The organism is Salimicrobium humidisoli, assembly GCF_002295105.1.
GTDB classification, from domain to species: Bacteria; Bacillota; Bacilli; order Bacillales; family Halobacillaceae; genus Salimicrobium; species Salimicrobium humidisoli.
The window spans coordinates 12,456-29,660 of the sequence record NZ_NSGH01000011.1; the positions used below are offsets into that span (position 1 = coordinate 12,456).

A 17,205-nucleotide genomic window follows, 5' to 3' on the forward strand; every position below is an offset into this window, starting at 1 on the left:
ACGTAAGCCACCCGCGACTTGAAAGTCACGGGTGGCTTTTCATGTTGAGTCAGCTTCATTTCTTTACGCCGAGCTGCTCAAGTATTTCATCCGTATGTTCTCCGAGTTTTGGGGCAAGGGAGTGGATGATTCCAGGAGTTTCTGATAATTTTATAGGAATTCCTATCTGCCTTACAGAACCGAGCGTATCGTGCTCGAATGTCCGGATCATCTCTCTCGCCGTTATCTGTGGATCTTTTATCATTTCTTCAAAGGTAAGCAGCGGCGTGACGCAGGCTTCCACTTCACGGAATACTTCTATCCATTCCGAAGAAGTTTTCGTCAATATAATACCGCTGATCTGGGCCTTCATACGTTCCTGCGTTTCCGGAGGAGCATTGAGCTCAGGAATCAGATCTTCGCGGCCGATCGCTTCGCAGAAGTTTTTCCAGAACTTCGGTTCCAGCGCCCCCACCGAAAGCCATTTCCTGTCTTTCGTCCGATACACTTCATAACAGGCCAGGCCGCCGTTCAGCATTTGTTCTCCGCGCTTCGGTTCCTCTCTATCTTTAAGAAAAGCAGGGAGAAGCAGCTGCATCCACGATACGACACCGTCAAGCATGGAAATATCGACAAACTGCCCTGTGCCGGATTTTTCGCGCTCCAGCAGAGCAAGCAGAATACCGACAGCAGCCGGCAGCGCCCCACCGCCGATATCGGCAATCTGGGCGGACGGGATAATCGGTTTTCCTTTTTTCTCTCCTGTCAGGTTCAGCATACCGGCATAGCTTATGTAATTCACATCGTGACCGGGCTGATTACGGTAAGGACCGGTCTGGCCGTATCCGGTAATCGCGCAATATATAATGCGATCATTCACTTTCTTCAACCGGTCGTAATCAAGACCGAGCCTCTCCATTACTCCCGGCCGGTAAGACTCTACCACAACGTCTGCCTGTTTCACCAGTTCCAGGAAACAGTTTTTTCCTTCCTCCGTTTTCAGATCCAGACAGACGCTCTTTTTATTCCGGTTCAGTGAATGAAAAAAAGTACTGTCTTCGTTAAGATTCGGCTCATATCCTCTGGCATAGTCCCCGTGGTAGGGATCCTCCACTTTAATTACTTCCGCCCCGAAATCTGCAAGCATCAGTGTGCAGTAAGGTCCCGGCAGTAAGCGTGTCAGATCCAGCACCCGTATCGATTCAAGCGGCAGCGACATTTCCATTTCCCCTTTCCTCAGCCGGTATGTATTTCACGGTTCGACTGACATTGCTCGTTACGAAGAGGCATTTTCTCCATAATCCTGTGCTCGCAAAGGAAGTACCAGCAGTTTCGACAACGCCAGGACTCCCGTAACCAAAAAATCAGTTTGTAGGCGGCGAACGTTAACATCCACCCAAAAGCGGCCGGACCTATGATAGCGCCTACATTTAATATTATCACACAAATACTGAACCCCTGGGCAGGTATTTCCGGAAACACGCGGGCGCTCCAAATAGGCAGGTAGGCTGCATAAAGCATAAACGAGGCGCCGAAAACGAAAGCGGAAGTCATCACGAAAAACCAGCCGTCAGAGAAATAAAGTACTGCGATACTGAGAGAATAAAGGAAGATAGTAAGCACGAAACTCCTTCTCATCCCCATCCTGCTGATCAGATCTCCTCCAAAGAGGCCGGAGATCCCTCCGGCCCCCGCCACTAGAAAAAGAATAGCGTTGGCATTCGGAACGGAAAAATTTTCGGTGACAAAATCTGCCGCATACGTCCAATACGTCGACTCGGTTAAACCGAACAGAAAAGAGGCCAGGTAAAACGGGAGGGATGCTTTTGTGAATAAAGGCTGAAGATCTCTCATTTTGATAGCGGTTCTTTCTTTATTTCTCTGCTGGGACGGGACGGATTTATAAGCCCAAAGGAGAATAAGATACCCGACCATTGCCCCTCCTCCCCATATCCATCTCCATGCACCGTCAAGAAGGATATATAAAAGGGAAATGAAAACCAGCCCTATGGTGGAGCCGGTGCTGATGATGGATAGAGTCCTTTTCTGTATGTGCTTCCTTACATTTTCACTTACACTTTCAGAGAAGGAGGTCCAGGTCAGCCCGGAGCTGAGGCCGGCCACCAGATAGGCCCCAGCGAAAACCAGCCAGCTATCCGTAAGTGACGCTACTAGAAGACCGGTGGAGGCGGTCAGGATACCACCGAGAATCATGAGCCTGGGTCCCGACTTGGAAATGAAGATGATGACGGTAAGAGCGCCCGTCAGAAAGGTGATGAAAGTTAAACTGGAAATCACTCCAAGTACGGAAGCAGATAAGCCGAAAGACTCCCTGAAATCCGGCAGAAGAAGCCCGTACCCATATCTGAACCATCCGAAAATAATAGCTAATGCCAGCAGTCCGAGGATTGAAATCGGAGGGATCTCTAAGCGTTTCATGGTTTTTCTCCTTCCTCATCTATAGTGGAATAATGTTACCTCCAGCGGAGGAGAAGAAAACATTCTCACCGCTCCCTCTGCATATAGAAAAAGACGCTTTGTCCATTCTCCGGGAAACAGACAAAACGTCTTCTATACGGTATAACTCTTAAGGCAATATACAGAGGCTTAACAAAGAATACAGTCAGCTGCAGAAACAATAAAATATCCGGTTCAATGAGCAATGGATCAATAAGGCAGCCCCGCTGTTCCAAAAAACCTTTTCCGTCTCTATTTATATAGAAAGTCTGCCCTGGCCACGTCCGTGAGATAGAGACGAGGATAAGAACAGACTTCGTCAAATACTTCAAAAGAAGCTGACCTTTTCAAAATGCTTCAACGTTCCGCGCCATAATCTGTTCCTCCGATGTAGCGGCCTGTTATTGATCCTCTGCGAGCACGTCCTGAAAATCTTCGTGTTTCTGTATCTGTGCTTTTGCGAAAGGACAGGTCACGATGACTTTCTTATCCTCTTCCCGTGCATAATCGACTACGCGTTCGACAAGGGCTTCGCCCATTCCCTCACCGCGTAACTCCTCCGACACGAAGCTATGGTCCAGAATAATCTGGTCTTCCCCTGTCGGTACCCAGTGAATTTCGGCTAAAGGGTTTTCAGGATTTTCGCCGGCATAAAACTTGTTTTCATCTTTGTTGATCTCTCTCATTGCTACGACCTCCTTCAATTCTATTCGTTTCTCATCACGAAACAGTAAGATCAGTCACTTTTCTTTTTTTCTACGTGAGTACCCCGGTTCAGTTGTAACTTGTGGACTTTCCATTTACCTGCCGGCGTCTTTGAAGTTCTCCCTCATCTTAAGCCCGATATGATAATGATCACAGTTTTCCCACTCCAGATAATCTTTCAGTAAATGATACGACTCGTCAAAAAAAGTGGTTATATCAGCAGCAGTGGGAGCTCCGCCGCCATTTTCAAGCTGCAGAATGAATTCTCCCATCTCCGTATCGAAATAACTGCTTTCCGGAAAAGACGGACCGCATTCAAATGCAGAAGTAGGGAACGGATAAGCAAGCACGAAGAACGTCGGTCCTTTAAACGTGTCGTCCCCGAGCCAGAATCCGAATTCTATCATGTGTTCATCGAAAGCGGCACGTTCAATCACTTTACTGTCATCCTCGAAGGGCTCGTGACGGTTATATACGAGTGCACCGGAAACATCGAATGTCCCCCAGAACAGCCCTGGTTTGATTCTTCTGGCACGGAACGGGTTCAGGAAGCTTTTCTCCACTTCATAAGCGAACTGAAAATACCCGAGTGCCTGTTCCGACACCTGTTCAGAGTAATGATGATGCTCCGTGTCCTCTTCAAAAGGTATAGTCGACTCCATTTCCTGAGGTACAGTATTGATCGGTATATCGATGCCTTCGTTCTCGAGAATCTGTTTTAAAGTAAGATAGTAATCTTTGACAGTACGGCCATTCTTCAGATCGATAAATTCTTCTTTCTCTTTCGTAACTATTTCAAGACGGTGGTGCACGAGATTCAGGGCGATGGAAAAAGCTTTCCCGTCGCAACTTAACAGCCCCGTAGAAACACCCTGGGTCGTAATATCCAATATTACGTGTTCCCATTGAGGAGCTTTATGTTCAAGCTCCAATTGGTATTTACCCAAAATCTGGGACAACAGATGAAGCGTAGTCTTTTCTTCAGCCCAGTCCTTGTATAGCATACAAATTCTCCTCCCCGGTCTCGGTTAGTTAAGAAATGAATAAGTTTTTCATTTGAGGCTTTTTCTGTCCATTCGACCGCCTTACTTATTAAGCCAGTCTTTCGCTTTGCGCGCTACATCTTCTGTAAGCGTATGCCCCTGGACCCAGGCCGTGGTAACGTCAGCTCCTCTTTCCTCAAAAAGGTTGATGACTCTTTCACTTTCGGATTCAGGAACGATCGGGTCTCCTTTGCCAAGTGACAGGAAGACTTCCACGTCGCTGAAATCCTGTTCCTCTTCCACTTCCGCGGGATAAAGGGGTGCAAACAGCGCGGCTTTTTTGAAAGCGTCCGGATGCTTCAGCATCATCTGGATAGCAATATTGGAACCGTTCGAAAAGCCGACAGGTACGGCATCTTCCAATTTAAATCCATACTCTTCAGCCTTCTCTGTAATGAATTCGTACAGTTCATTACCGCGGAATTCGAGATCTTCCCAGTCATACTTCCCTTCTCCGTGACGTTTGAAGTACCTGTTCATGCCGTTTTCCTGAACGTTTCCCCGGATGCCTAGAATATTATAATCAGGGTTCAGTAACTGGGCTACAGGAACGAGATCGTTTTCTGTACCACCTGTACCGTGCAACAGTATAAATACCGGGGCTCCTTTTTTGTTTTCTTTATAAATATGTTCCATTTGTAAAACAACTCCTTTTCAAAAAAAATACTTATCTTCCTGTTCCCCTGTTCAGGAACGCTTAGTGTTGAAAGGGCGGACCTTCGCTTCGATCTGTTCGCGCTGTGACTCCAGGAATGGTGGAAGGGACAGACTTTCTCCCAACGTTTCGTAAGGTTCGTCACCCATAAATCCGGGACCGTCTGTCGACAGTTCCACGAGAATGTCTCCGATGCGTGTATAAAGGGCTTCGAAATAAAAACGGTTCACGTTTCCTGAGTGTCCCATTCCGAGTTCATTATACTTCTCTTCCCACTGTTTCAGAGTATCGTGATCTTTCACTCTGAAAGAGACGTGGTGGACTTCGCCGTGCCCCTGACGGGCAGGTGATGTTTCGTCTTTTCGCAGAATAACCTGGCCACCGTTACCACCGTCGCCCACTTCAAGAAGCGTTACGTTCTCCTCCTCGCGGATCGGCTTCATTTTGTATACGTCACCGAGCAATTTTTTGAAATCATCGAAATAGCTTACAGTGATTTCAATCGGACCAAGACCGTATACTGCTTTTTCTTCCGGAACCGGACCATTCTTCCATGGCGTGCCCGGCGCTACGCCATCATCGTTTTCATCGGAAAAAAGCTGAAATCTCTGACCGTCGGCTTCTTCGAATGGAAGAACTTTCTTCCCGAATAGTTCCTGGATGCCGTCATTTTTTACGCCGAACTCTTCAAACCGATTCTGATAGTACTCCAGTGCCGCATCGTTAGGTACGCGCAGACCGATTCTCGAGATCGAGTTCGTGCCGCGTCTTCCTTTCGGAATGTTCGGGAAGTCGAAAAACGTGACGTCTGTACCCGGAGAACCTACGTCATCTGCGAAAAACGTATGGTACGTCTGGATGTCGTCCTGGTTCACCGTTTTTTTAACCAGTCTCATACCAAGTACTTCTGTAAAAAATTTATAGTTTCTTGCTGCATCGTCCGTAATCGCTGTTACGTGGTGAATTCCTAACAAACCGTCTGTCATGTGTTACAACTCCTTTAATTGATAGTATTCATCTGCATATTTAAATGTCTAAGATTTTTTATCTCGATTTCAAGATAATTATATCTTAAAATAAGTTACCTTATATGTCAACATTTATACATTTGATACTGTCGCCATTCTGTCACCGGAGGTGCACGAAAAATGCACATAGAAAAGGTACCATATACGTGACATTAATGATTCAGGAGGGATCCATAAATGAAAAAGAAAATTATTTTCGGTGTAATGGCTCTGTTTTTGGCCGCATTACTCGCTGCATGCGGGAACTCCTCAGAAGAAACGGAAAGTTCGGGTGACAAAAAAGAACAGGAAGAACAAAAAGAAGACACTGAGGGAGGAATGGGACACTCTGCGGAAGAGATGTCCAGTGACGGTTCTGTACCGGATGGTCTAAAAAAAGCAGAAGACCCTGAATTTGCAATCGGTGACAAAGCTGAAATCAAAGCCGAACATATGAAAGGGATGAAAGGTGCGGAAAGTACAATTTCCGGAGCTTTTAACACAACGGTCTATACTGTTTCCTATACACCTACGAACGGGGGAGACCCGGTGAAGAACCACAAATGGGTGATCCACGAGGAATTTGAAAACCCGGGAGAAGCTCCGATGGAAGAAGGAGAAGAAGCGGTAATGACTGCCACTCATATGAAGGGCATGAAAGGAGCCACAGCCACAATTGACTCTGCGAAAGAAACAACTGTATACATGGTCGATTTCACGACAACCGATACAGAAGAACAAGTGGAGAATCACAAGTGGGTAACGGAAGAAGAACTGGCTCCCGTAGAGTAATAATGGAATAACGATAGTACGAAGGCAGCCCGCTCAAAAAGCGGGCTGCCTTCGTACATGTTGATTATTCTTCTGTCACCGACCGACGGTCCAGCCGCCGTCGACTTTCAATTCCGCACCCTGCATATAGTCGGACTCGTCTGAGGAAAGAAAGACGGCCGCTGCAGCAATCTCCTCAGGTTTTCCCGCTCTCCCGGCAGGAATGTCCTTCAGCCTCTCATCATCAATGCCTTCCGTCATAGGTGTATCAATATATCCTGGAGCAATCAGATTCGCTTTGATGCCTTGACTGCCAAAGTCGTACGCCAGCTGTTTTGTAAATCCATGTATAGCATGTTTGCTCGTTACGTAGGTATTGCCGCCCGCTCCGGCACTGCGGCGTTAGATGCCAGGTACGGCCCCTTCACATTCACGTTCATTAATTTATCGAACGTATCTTCATCCGTTTCCACGACATTTTTATAAGCATCGTGCACTCCGGCGCCGTTGTACAGTACGTCCACCGTGCCGAACTGTTCCACAGTTTTGTTTATTCCGTTCTGCACGGACTCGCGATCTGTAACGTCCATCTGCACTACGTCATCATCGGATCCACCATACTGGCAGCCTTTGCTGCCATTTACTACTGGTACCCGATCATGACCGGGAAAATACTGGACGACACACTCGGGAAATGGCATTTCTGGTTGTTCCTTATCGGCTTCCATCTCACTTTCTTCCTCCAGCACCTGGCCGGTCTCGACGGAATGCCGCGACGTATCTATGAATATACACAGGAAGACGGAGTGTGGTCCTACAATTTCATCAGCAGTATCGGGGCCTATCTCATGGCTATCTCCATGCTGTTTTTCCTGTGGAACATCATTAAAACCCATCGCAGCGGCGCCAGAGCCGGAGACGACCCGTGGGACGGGAGGACTCTGGAGTGGAGCGTTCCTTCCCCACCTCCGGAGCATCCGTTCGAAAAGATGCCGGTCATCGACCGCAGAGACATGTTCTGGTGGTCGAAAATCAATAACAAGCCGTTACCGGTCGCGAAAAATCCCCGTCCTTCTCCCATTGCGAGAAGAACGTTCCAGCCGATGTTTCTTGCCGGGAGCTTATTCATCTTAAGTTTCGGTTTCATTTACGGATGGTTGTGGATGCAAATCTTCGGCGGTATCCTGTCGTTAAGTACTTTCGTCATCAGAGCGTTTTCCGATGAACGCACGGAGGCATATAAGAGAGAGGAGGAGGAAAATGAGCAGTAAACTGATGTCCGAAGAGCTGTTTGCCGACAAAAGGACGGGCTTTTTCATATATCTCTTTGTGGAAGCGATTATGTTTACGACACTGTTCGCCACTTACCTCATTTATACTCCCCCGCAGACAGGGCCACGCCCGGGTGAACTGTTCGAGTGGCAGACGACACTTCTCGCTTCTATCTTTCTGATCTCGAGCAGTGGTACCCTGCTCATTTCGGAGAAGGGTCTGAATGAAAGGAAGATGAAGCTGATAATGACAGGGGTCGTTATCACGTTTCTGCTCGGAGCCGGCTTCATGTACTTCGAAATAGAAGAATTCCGCAAATTCATCACGGAAGGGCACGTCGTCTCAACGAACAACTTCCTTTCCGCGTACTATGTATTAGTCGGTCTCCACGCTGTCCACGTAACGTTCGGGCTGGGCTGGATGATAGTGCTTCTTGTGCAGGGGAGACTTCTGCCTTTCAACCTGTTCAAGGAAAAACATAAAATTTTCAATTACTACTGGCACTTCGTAGACGCCATCTGGATAGTCATTCTTCTCGTCGTTTATATTCCCTACCTCTTCTGACTTTCAAAATACAATATAAATAAAAAACCTCCGCCGGGTTGAAAAAAATTTCCTGAACCCGCGGAGGTTTCTTTCGTCTTCACACTCTGTCATATGAATGACCACAATGTCTGAATCGTTTCGTTCGTATAGATGATAAATAACCCGAGACCTGTATAAATCGCTGCAATCACCCATCTGCTGTACTTTTCGATGACCTGACCGATTCCTGTAATGTGAACAATTTTTTTGAGCGGTAAACACCAGTATATAAATCAGGATGATGAAAACTAGGAGTGATACAAGTACTTCGCTGAACGAAAGAGTAGTGAAATACGGTACGAGCAGTCCTATATTATCGGCACCACAGCTGGCCACCGTTACTATAGCGACCGTCCTCATCAGTTTACTGAGGCCACTTTTATTCAGCCGCTCCTCGACTTCCTCTTCTTCCGAATCTCCGAAAATAGCGATTTTCAGACCGAAATAAACGGGGATCAGCCCCAACAGTCCAAGAATCCATTCTTCGGGTACCAGCTCCAGTACATAAGCCAGAAACAGGCTGACGGCAATCAGGAAGAGAGAACCCGCGTACTATCCTATATAGATGTCCCGGACCTGCTTTTTAGTATCAGCCCTTGCGAAAAAAAGTAGCAGTATCACGATTAAATCCAGAGTAGTTGCCGAATAGATAACCGCTGACGTGATGATTGTCTGAACCATAAAGCGTACCTCCCCCCCGTATATCTTCCCTTATAAATCTCTCTATATGCAAAAGAAGGCCCTTTTACAGGCCTTCTTTGACAGGGGAGGAGGAAACTTCAGGTTCTCTTACTGTTATGCTCATCTTTCACCTTCGTTACCAGCTCCGGGTCAAAAAGAAGGTCGAGCCCTGTGAAAGCAAGGGCTTTCGCTCCTTTCAATAAGGCCGCGTCCCCTTCTTCCGAGCGGGCCGATTCCCTGAATTCCTTCGTATGAGGAACGAGATTCTCTTCGCCGATTTTGATGTAAGGGTGGATGGTCGGTACCACCTGGCTGATATTACCGGCGTCCGTGGAGCCCAGCCCTTTCTCCAGCTTCCGGTAATCTTCCCCGAGCCCTTCGATCTTCTCTTTGAAAATCTCCTCAAACGCGGGCGTCACGTTGAAATTATCCACCCCGTTCTGAATTCTCGTCATAGTATAGGAAGAACCTGTTGCCCCAGCAGCCCCCTCAGCGACTTTTGTTACCCTGGCCGTGAGCCGATCACAGTTCTCCCTCGTCTTCGCCCTTAAGTAAAACCGGGCCCGTGCATATTCCGGCACTATGTTCGGGGCTTCTCCTCCGTCCAGGATCACACCATGCATACGTACGTCTTCAGATACGTGCTGCCGGAGAGCATTAATGCCGTTAAATAACTGAAGCACAGCATCGAGAGCATTGATTCCATCTTCCGGATTACTGGCAGCATGGGCAGCCTGACCGAAAAACTCAAAATCCACCGGATCCACCGCCAGCGTCGGAGCGGAACCTGAAGTAGTTCCGAGCGGATGGACCATCATGCAGAGGTCTATGTCCCGGAGGTACCCATGTCTTACGAACGTTCCCTTAGCGCTTCCGTTCGGCCCTCCTTCCTCTGCCGGGGTTCCGAGAACCACCACTTCCCCTCCTGTTTCCTCTATCACTTCTCCGAGAGCAATCGCTGCCGCTGTCGATGCCGTACCGATGATATTATGCCCGCACGCATGTCCGAGACCTGGAAGGGCATCATATTCCGCTAAATATCCGATGACAGGGCCCGGCCGTCGAGATTTCTTACGTGCCAAAAAGGCGGTTTCGTGCTCCGGAATCTGCCTGTCAATAGTGAACCCGGCGTCTTCCAGCAAAGAGGTAAGCAGCCCCGAGGCGAAATATTCCTCGTTTCCTGTTTCGGGGTTATCGTGAATCGAGTGACTCGTCGTAATATAAGTTTCTTTCCTGTTTTCAATAGAACTCGCGATGTGTTCCTGTAAGTCGTGTGCCGTCGTCAAAGTCATAATTGTACTCCTTTACCATCCGATTTTTTCGAGAGGGACGAACGTCGGTATCAATGAATCATCGAACACCTCACGAATGTGTTCTGCTACGTCTTCCTGCTGGTATATATCGGCAATTTTCTGATACACTTCTTTGTCCGCTTCCCCGGCCTGCGCTGCGATAATGTTTATATAAGGTTCAGCTGTCTCATCTTCTATGAAAATAGCGTCGTCCACCGGAACAAAACCTGCCTCCACAGCTACCCCGTTGTTAATGACAGAAGCTGCTACATCAGTTAGTACACGCGGAGTCTGGGCAGCCGCGACCGGTTCGAACTGCAGATTTTTAGGGTTGTCCGTCACCTTATCCAGCGAACCGTTTCCGTCAAAATCTTCCGGCAGACCGATCAGTCCCGCTTTCTCCAGCAGAAGCAGAGCACGCCCCATGTTCGTGGCTTCTTTCGGCAAGGCAATCGAACTTCCCTCAGGAATATTTTTCACGTCTTCATATTCTTCCGAGTACACACCCATCGGCGCAATCATTGTGGTAGCGATAGGTTCCAGATCGAGGTTCCGTTCTTCAATAAAAGAATCGAAGTAGGAAACGGTCTGAAAGGCATTCAAATCGATATCCCCGTCCGCCAGAGCCATGTTGGGACGAACGTAATCCGAAAACTCGACGAGCTCTATTTTTATTCCCTCTTCAGCTGCTTTTTCCTTCACTTTCTCCCAAATGGGTACGCCGGAACCGTTCAGACCTACTTTAACGACGTCGTCACTTCCCGAAGCCCCGCTTTCTTTACTGCATCCTGCGAATAAGGTCCCTGCCGCTATTACCAGACCAAGTAGTACAATAAATCTTTTCATTTATAAATCCTCCCGCCTATTGTCTTCTCATTTTTTTGGATAACACATTTCCCAATGTCTGCACGATTTGTACAATCAGTACGAGCAGCAGCACCGTAACGATCATGATATCCGTTTCGAACCGCTGGTACCCGTAGGCGATCGCCAGGTCTCCAAGACCTCCTCCTCCGACGAATCCGGCCATGGCAGATGCTCCGACCAGGCCGATCGTGGCTATCGTCAGGTTCAACACGATGGAACTTAAGGCTTCCGGTACATAAACACGTAATATGATCTGCCACGGAGAGGCTCCCATCGCTTCTGCCGCCTCCACGACACCTGGTTTCACTTCCAGGAGACTGCTTTCCACCAGTCTTGCTATGTATGGACCCGAAAACAGTACGAGCGGTACGACAGCCGCTGCCGTCCCTATGGACGTACCGACCAAAAATCTTGTAAGAGGGAGGATGGCAACAAGTAGAATAATGAACGGGATGGAGCGGAAGAAGTTGATTACTACGCTCAATCCTTTAAAAAAGGCATTGTTTTGGAGAAGCCCTCCCTGCCTCGTAACGACAAGTGCAATTCCAAGCGGAATACCGATGAGTGCCGCTACGACGAGGGACACCCCTACCATAATCAATGTTTCGTTGATGGCCTGCAAAATTCTCGGCCAGAATTCAAGTATATTAACCTGCATCTGCTTCCACCTCCTGAACGCTTACCGTCCGCTGTATGTAATCGAGCGCTCTGACAATCTCCCTGTCTTCCCCCAGCAGTTCTACCACCAGCTGGCCAAACGGGATTCCCTGCAGCTCGGTGATCTGTCCGAAAAGAACGTTCACTTCGACCTGATAGTTCTTGGCTACCTGAGAAAAGATGGGCTGAGCCGCCTTCTCCCGGACGAATGTGACCCGGTACACGTGACGTCCTCCCCCGCGTTCTTCAATACCCGAGAGGATGGAAGGCGGGATATCACTCTCCATCACGGACTGGATAAAGTTTTTTGTCGTCGGGTGCTGAGGATTCGAGAACAGTTCGAAAATGGACCCCTGTTCAATAACCCGGCCGTTTTCCATGACGGCAACGCGGTCGCACACTTCCCGCACTGCGTTCATTTCGTGGGTAATCATCAGGATCGTAAGGTTATACTCGTCGCGTACCCTTTTCAGCAACTGAAGGATCGACTTCGTCGTTTCCGGGTCAAGTGCCGAAGTCGCTTCGTCACATAATAGAATATCCGGTGATGTAATAAGCGCCCGGGCGATACCTACCCGCTGTTTCTGACCACCGGAGAGTTCTTCCGGGTACTGATGCGCTTTATCCGTAAGTCCTACGAAATCAAGTACTTCTTCCACTCTGGCCTTTATTTTTTTCTTCGGAGTACCGGAAATGATCAGCGGAAAGGCGACATTATGTAAAACCGTTTTAGACTCCAGCAAATTAAAATGCTGGAAGATCATCCCGATACGCTTGCGCATTTTCCTGAGCCCGGGCTTGGATAACCGGGACAGGTCTTCCCCCTCCACCAATATATTGCCTCCGGAAGGCTGCTCCAGTAGATTCACCAACCGGACAAGCGTACTTTTCCCGGCTCCGCTGAACCCGATTACTCCGAAAATCTCGCCTTTCTCAATCGATATGTCTACGCCATCCACCGCCCGCAACTCTTTGCCGTTGTGTTCGTACACTTTCGAAACGTTCTCGAACTGAATCATGTTCCTTCCCCCTTACTTAAACGAAAAGACCCCTCTTCCAGAAAAATGGAAGAGGGGCCTTCTAATAAAATTTAGAAAACCGTCTCTTCTCATCTTTCAAGTGCGATGCACCTGCTGGAATTGGCACGGTTTCCGATGGAATTCCATCAGTTCCGCTGCCGAGGTTTCAAAGGGCCAGTCCCTCCACCTCTCTGGATAAGAAGATACGTTTATAGTTTTTTTGTGATGTGACCTATCTTAATACAATCATGACTGTACCGTCAATCAGTTTTTTGAAAATTATATTAAATAAGTTACTGAGTGTGCAGGTGAAGAACATTATAAAGCCCTCCCGAAAAATTCGGGAGGGCCGCTTCGATTAAATGTCAGTACGCCAGCCAGCCGGCATCGGCCCTGATTATTTCACCGTTTATAAAAGCGGAGTCATCACTGGCCAGAAAGAGTGCGATCCTGGCTACTTCTTCCGCCTCCCCATTCCTCGGGTTGTTCCCGGACCCGGAAAGGGCTCTTTCCATACCGAATTCATCCGGTTCTGACATGGTGGTTCCAATATTCGTAGCCACTCCGCCCGGAGCAATAGCGTTGCAACGGATTCCGTTATTTGCGTATTGGAAACCTACGTTTTTTGTATAACCGGCCAGAGCATGCTTGGAAGCTGTATACGCAGCTCCGGCTCTGGAGCCTGCAAGGCTTGCGGATGAGCCCATGTTAACAATAACACCACGGCCCTTCTCCAGAAAAATCGGAAGAGCTTTACGAGTAGCCCTCATAGGTCCCGTTGTATTTACCGCCAGCACCTTTTCCCATAGTTCATCGGTCACCTCGGCAGCAGGCATCATGTTATCCATCATCCCGGCATTATTAACCAGAATATCCAGCGTGCCATACGTATCGACAGCTGTGTCGATCAAATGCTGTACATCTGCCTCTTTCGTCACATCCGCCAGGACCGCTGTAGCCGTTCCATTATTCTTTTCAATTTCCTCGACCGTTTCCTTTGATCCTTTTTCATTAACGTCAGAAACGATGACTTTCGCTCCTTCTTGTGCATACAATATAGCGATTTGTCTTCCCATCCCTGAACCTGCCCCGGTTACTACGGCTACCTGACTTTCAAGTTTCATAAAGCAGTTCTCCCTCCTGAAAGATAGTTGAACCCTTTTAGAATCGAAAGTTGATCCGGAGAAAAAATCCCCTGTCTTTATCTTATCACTTCATACACAATATTCAAAATAAAGAACAAATATTCTTTAAGGAAAATTATTGCTTCACTCCACTTTCCAGAATAGAAAAAGTCTTTTCGCTGCAATTGATTTCCGCCTGCGCTCCATAAGGCAGGACGAACTTCGGCTCCGTATGGCCAAAATTCAAGTTGTACAGCACAGGCAAGTTCATCAGATCATACTCTTTCATTACCCGGGAAATAACTTCTTTGTATTCCTCATAGTAAGTTTCATCTTTCGGCTTACCGAACACGATACCGTCGGCCCTCTGCAGAATTCCCTGGGCCGCGTAGTTACGAAGCCAGCGTTTCATGTCCTCAGGCGGAGTTTTTTCTTCAGACGTTTCAAAGAAAATAATTCCGCCCTCCCACGCTTCCTTCTCCGGCCAGATTTCCGTTCCTTTCACCATTTCCAGAACGTCGATACAGCCGCCGATAAGTCTTCCCCGCACTATACCGGAGCCCTGAAGAACTTCATAACTTGAGTTTTTTTGCATCGTACGGCGGGTGTTTTTGTTCGACTCTTCCCACTCCAGATGTTCACTCGTCCACTCTTCGGCAGGAGGGATGTTACCGATGGTTTCTCCGGAGAAGAGAGTCCGCTTCAGCATATTTACTGTATATGGATCCATTTCCACGTTTTCCGCAAAGTCCGTTAAGATCGCCGGTCCATAAAAAGATGAGAGACCTGCCTTGTGACAGAACAGATGAGGGACCGTTACGTCCGAGAATCCCATAAAAACTTTGGGGTTATTGCGGATCACATCAAAGTCTATGTATGGCAGCAGCCGGATGCTGTCGTCCCCTCCGATATTGGCTATAATCCCTTTAATCGTTTCGTCTTTAAATGCATTCATCAAGTCTTCGGCACGTGCTTCCGGATGTTCGTAAATGAAGTCCGATCCCTTGAGACTGCCAGGCATCTCTACCACTTCCAAATGAAACACTTCTCTGAGTCTTCTTACGCCCTGCTCATATCGCCACCGGATGTCCGGATCCCCGGCTAACCCTGAGGAAGGGCTTACTGTCGCCACTTTGTCTCCTGCCTTCAGTTTTTGCGGCTTGATCAACAACGAAAACGTCTCCTTTCCTGCTTTATTATTAGAGCTCTCTCTATCAGGAATCGAAATTCCCTTTAGGATTATCTTTAGTGGGAAGATCCCCGACGAAAGGGAAGAGCTCCTCTTCCGCTACCTGATGGATTCTGTACAGCTCCTTCACAGGGTCAGGATGCTCATCAACCCGAAGATCGACTAAAGGGTACTCTTCGGTGTCCGAAACGCGGACGGCGGCTGATTGTCTGCCACGCTTGTCCCCTCCCTCATCCTGACCGGCCTGCAGAGCCATAATAAGCCTTTCGGAGAGAGGGGTACCTTCTGTTTCCAGAAAAGAGTCATACATCGCCTGAATGGTCTCGGGTCCGGTAAGCATATTCCCCGCTACCGCAAAGTGATCACCCTCCCGGTGTCCGTACCATCCTTCGCACTCATCTCCTGAAAAAGCGGCACTGTTTCCATCTTTGTCCACGATACAGAACTGACGGATAGCTGGTTGTGCGTCTTCTTTTAAAACCTTTTCTTTCACTTTTTCTGCGGAAAATCCTTCCTTTAGATAACGGATACCGTTAATACCTATGTAAGGATTAACGAAAGACTGGGTAGCCACGGCTCCCGCTCTTGGTGCAGTGAACGGACAGAGCGCCCCTACCGCCGGTACTTTGGTGGAGACCGCCACTCCAAACTGACCGGTCTCTTTGCATTTTGCTGTAATTGAAAAAGTCATTTATTGTCCTCCCTGTATTTTATTTCTATGTTAGATTCTACGTTATCGGACCTTACCTGTATCCGGAAATCCTGTTTATGACCAGCAGGCCTGCCTTGTTCAAACGAGCAGTAGGCATTTTCTTCTTCTTTATTTCTGCGAGCTGCAAGGCTGTCATTTTTTAGGTTTAAGAATCGTCCTTTGGAGAGGAACACCGCCCATGGAAACGTTCTGCTCCATAAAAACGTAGGACCGGCCATCTATGATAAACTTCCGGTTTCCTTCATAGCTGACTTGCCTTCCCTGTGACGAGAGTTCCTGTTTTATAGCTTCTACGTACTGCTTATGATTTACATATCTATCGTCAAAATCGATCGTAATGTTACCTTTTTTGTAACCCATCAGCCGGTTAAAACCGAAAAGTAGAAGTATTGCAAGAATTAACACCAAAAACATTTCCATTGGCCTGGACCTCCTTTATGAGAAAAACCGCTTTTATCAGCATACGATTAAAATGAGGACGTGTTTCCATTTATTTAAAGCTCACTGTTTCTGCGTTCTTTTTGCTTCTCAAAATCCTTCGCGGCCCACTCTACCAGCAAATAAATCAGAAAGGTTGCGCATGCGCTCCCTACATTTTCCTTCCACGAAATTACTGGTCGAAAGCTCCACTGCCATATGGTGGTTACTACAAAGAATATTATGCTGAACCGCAAACTTTTTTTCAGCATGAAAGTTCCCTCCCTATCATTGTGCGCTCTTCAGGTTACGTTCCAATACTCTTCAACCATTCGTGCAGTTGAGCTTTCGGGTAGTAAATTTTATCGTTGATTGTGACGTGCGGAATGTCCGGGTACTCCTGCAGCAATGTTTTGGCATCTTCTTTTGATACGCCTATGTAGTAATGTACATCTTTTTCCTTTATTAACTTGTAGTCTTCTTCCTCTCTGAAGATTTCACTGAACGAATCACCGGCCTCGGGATTTTTGAAGTTTTTAAGACCTTCCCCGATAAAATATCCGGCAAAGGCTATCCCCACTGCTATCCAGAAAAAATCGAATTCCATTTCCGTTCCTCTCCTTTCTTCCTCCACCTTTTTTATTAGTTACAATTATTTCAAATTAACAGCAGAAACTCAATTTTATTTTTCAGGACCATCCCCTGACTTTTGTAGGAATCGAAGCAAAACCAGGGATTTATTGTTTAAAATACCCATAAAAAGTAAAAACTCC

The 17,205-nt window shown here is 47.6% G+C and carries 18 protein-coding genes, 2 pseudogenes and 1 riboswitch; of the genes and pseudogenes, 3 read left to right on the forward strand and 17 right to left on the reverse strand.

From position 1 onward, the window contains the following. Positions 1-55: 55 nt before the first annotated feature. The 6 genes from CKW00_RS08040 to mhqE form a co-directional block, all read right to left on the reverse strand. A complete protein-coding gene (locus CKW00_RS08040) occupies positions 56-1,204 on the reverse strand; it encodes a CaiB/BaiF CoA transferase family protein (RefSeq protein WP_233129745.1) in 1,149 nt (382 codons plus the stop codon). 11 nt (positions 1,205-1,215) lie between these two features. After that, positions 1,216-2,418 (reverse strand): MFS transporter, encoded by a 1,203-nt coding sequence (locus CKW00_RS08045; protein ID WP_095822152.1) that lies wholly within the window; start codon positions 2,416-2,418, stop codon positions 1,216-1,218. Between the two features lie 419 nt (positions 2,419-2,837). Beyond that, positions 2,838-3,122, reverse strand: a complete 285-nt coding sequence (locus CKW00_RS08050; protein ID WP_095822153.1) for a GNAT family N-acetyltransferase — start codon at positions 3,120-3,122, stop codon at positions 2,838-2,840. A gap of 114 nt (positions 3,123-3,236) precedes the next feature. Beyond that, positions 3,237-4,145 carry a DUF5996 family protein gene (locus CKW00_RS08055; protein WP_095822154.1) on the reverse strand — a complete coding sequence of 303 codons (909 nt, stop codon included), beginning with the start codon at positions 4,143-4,145 and terminating at the stop codon, positions 3,237-3,239. A gap of 81 nt (positions 4,146-4,226) precedes the next feature. Further along, a complete protein-coding gene (locus tag CKW00_RS08060; protein WP_095822155.1) occupies positions 4,227-4,820 on the reverse strand; it encodes an alpha/beta hydrolase in 594 nt (197 codons plus the stop codon). A gap of 51 nt (positions 4,821-4,871) precedes the next feature. Then, positions 4,872-5,825 (reverse strand): ring-cleaving dioxygenase MhqE, encoded by a 954-nt coding sequence (gene mhqE / locus CKW00_RS08065; RefSeq protein WP_095822156.1) that lies wholly within the window; start codon positions 5,823-5,825, stop codon positions 4,872-4,874. Positions 5,826-6,044: 219 nt separating this feature from the next. Between mhqE and CKW00_RS08070 the strand changes: the two genes are divergently transcribed. Next, complete coding sequence (locus tag CKW00_RS08070; protein ID WP_095822157.1) at positions 6,045-6,638, forward strand: YdhK family protein; 594 nt, start codon at positions 6,045-6,047, stop codon at positions 6,636-6,638. 75 nt (positions 6,639-6,713) lie between these two features. Here CKW00_RS08070 and CKW00_RS08075 read toward each other — a convergent pair. Then, a pseudogene (locus tag CKW00_RS08075) lies at positions 6,714-7,207 on the reverse strand (SDR family NAD(P)-dependent oxidoreductase). Between CKW00_RS08075 and CKW00_RS08080 the strand changes: the two are divergent. Beyond that, a complete protein-coding gene (locus tag CKW00_RS08080; protein WP_233129746.1) occupies positions 7,109-7,888 on the forward strand; it encodes a cbb3-type cytochrome c oxidase subunit I in 780 nt (259 codons plus the stop codon). The pseudogene CKW00_RS08075 and the gene CKW00_RS08080 sit on opposite strands and share 99 nt — an antisense overlap. Continuing rightward, the gene (locus tag CKW00_RS08085; RefSeq protein WP_095822158.1) at positions 7,878-8,453 is read left to right on the forward strand and encodes a cytochrome c oxidase subunit 3; all 576 of its coding nucleotides are present in this window, start codon (positions 7,878-7,880) and stop codon (positions 8,451-8,453) included. The genes CKW00_RS08080 and CKW00_RS08085 overlap by 11 nt, the downstream gene beginning before the upstream one ends. Positions 8,454-8,542: 89 nt before the next feature. Here CKW00_RS08085 and CKW00_RS08090 read toward each other — a convergent pair. The 10 genes and pseudogenes from CKW00_RS08090 to CKW00_RS08140 form a co-directional block, all read right to left on the reverse strand. Further along, positions 8,543-9,155 (reverse strand): annotated as a pseudogene (locus CKW00_RS08090) (CadD family cadmium resistance transporter). A gap of 98 nt (positions 9,156-9,253) precedes the next feature. Next, the gene (locus tag CKW00_RS08095; protein ID WP_095822159.1) at positions 9,254-10,447 is read right to left on the reverse strand and encodes a M20 family metallopeptidase; all 1,194 of its coding nucleotides are present in this window, start codon (positions 10,445-10,447) and stop codon (positions 9,254-9,256) included. Between the two features lie 12 nt (positions 10,448-10,459). Further along, on the reverse strand, positions 10,460-11,293 hold the full coding sequence (locus CKW00_RS08100; RefSeq protein ID WP_095822160.1) for a MetQ/NlpA family ABC transporter substrate-binding protein: 834 nt from the start codon (positions 11,291-11,293) through the stop codon (positions 10,460-10,462). A 16-nt stretch (positions 11,294-11,309) separates the two neighbouring features. Next, positions 11,310-11,972: a methionine ABC transporter permease gene (locus CKW00_RS08105; RefSeq protein WP_095822161.1), complete on the reverse strand. Its 663-nt coding sequence runs from the start codon at positions 11,970-11,972 to the stop codon at positions 11,310-11,312. Continuing rightward, entirely contained in the window at positions 11,962-12,990 is a 1,029-nt protein-coding gene (locus CKW00_RS08110; RefSeq protein ID WP_095822162.1) for a methionine ABC transporter ATP-binding protein, read from the reverse strand. The genes CKW00_RS08105 and CKW00_RS08110 overlap by 11 nt, the downstream gene beginning before the upstream one ends. 86 nt (positions 12,991-13,076) lie before the next feature. Continuing rightward, a riboswitch (SAM riboswitch) is annotated at positions 13,077-13,192 on the reverse strand. Between the two features lie 163 nt (positions 13,193-13,355). Continuing rightward, positions 13,356-14,114 (reverse strand): SDR family oxidoreductase, encoded by a 759-nt coding sequence (locus CKW00_RS08115; RefSeq protein ID WP_095822163.1) that lies wholly within the window; start codon positions 14,112-14,114, stop codon positions 13,356-13,358. 136 nt (positions 14,115-14,250) lie between these two features. Then, positions 14,251-15,285, reverse strand: coding sequence for a S66 family peptidase (locus CKW00_RS08120; protein WP_095822164.1), 1,035 nt, complete (start codon positions 15,283-15,285; stop codon positions 14,251-14,253). 43 nt (positions 15,286-15,328) lie between these two features. Next, entirely contained in the window at positions 15,329-15,994 is a 666-nt protein-coding gene (locus tag CKW00_RS08125; RefSeq protein WP_095822165.1) for a DUF1028 domain-containing protein, read from the reverse strand. Positions 15,995-16,147: 153 nt separating this feature from the next. Further along, positions 16,148-16,435 carry a hypothetical protein gene (locus tag CKW00_RS08130; RefSeq protein ID WP_233129747.1) on the reverse strand — a complete coding sequence of 96 codons (288 nt, stop codon included), beginning with the start codon at positions 16,433-16,435 and terminating at the stop codon, positions 16,148-16,150. Between the two features lie 304 nt (positions 16,436-16,739). Next, on the reverse strand, positions 16,740-17,039 hold the full coding sequence (locus CKW00_RS08140) for a DNA-binding protein (protein ID WP_095822167.1): 300 nt from the start codon (positions 17,037-17,039) through the stop codon (positions 16,740-16,742). Positions 17,040-17,205 lie beyond the last annotated feature (166 nt).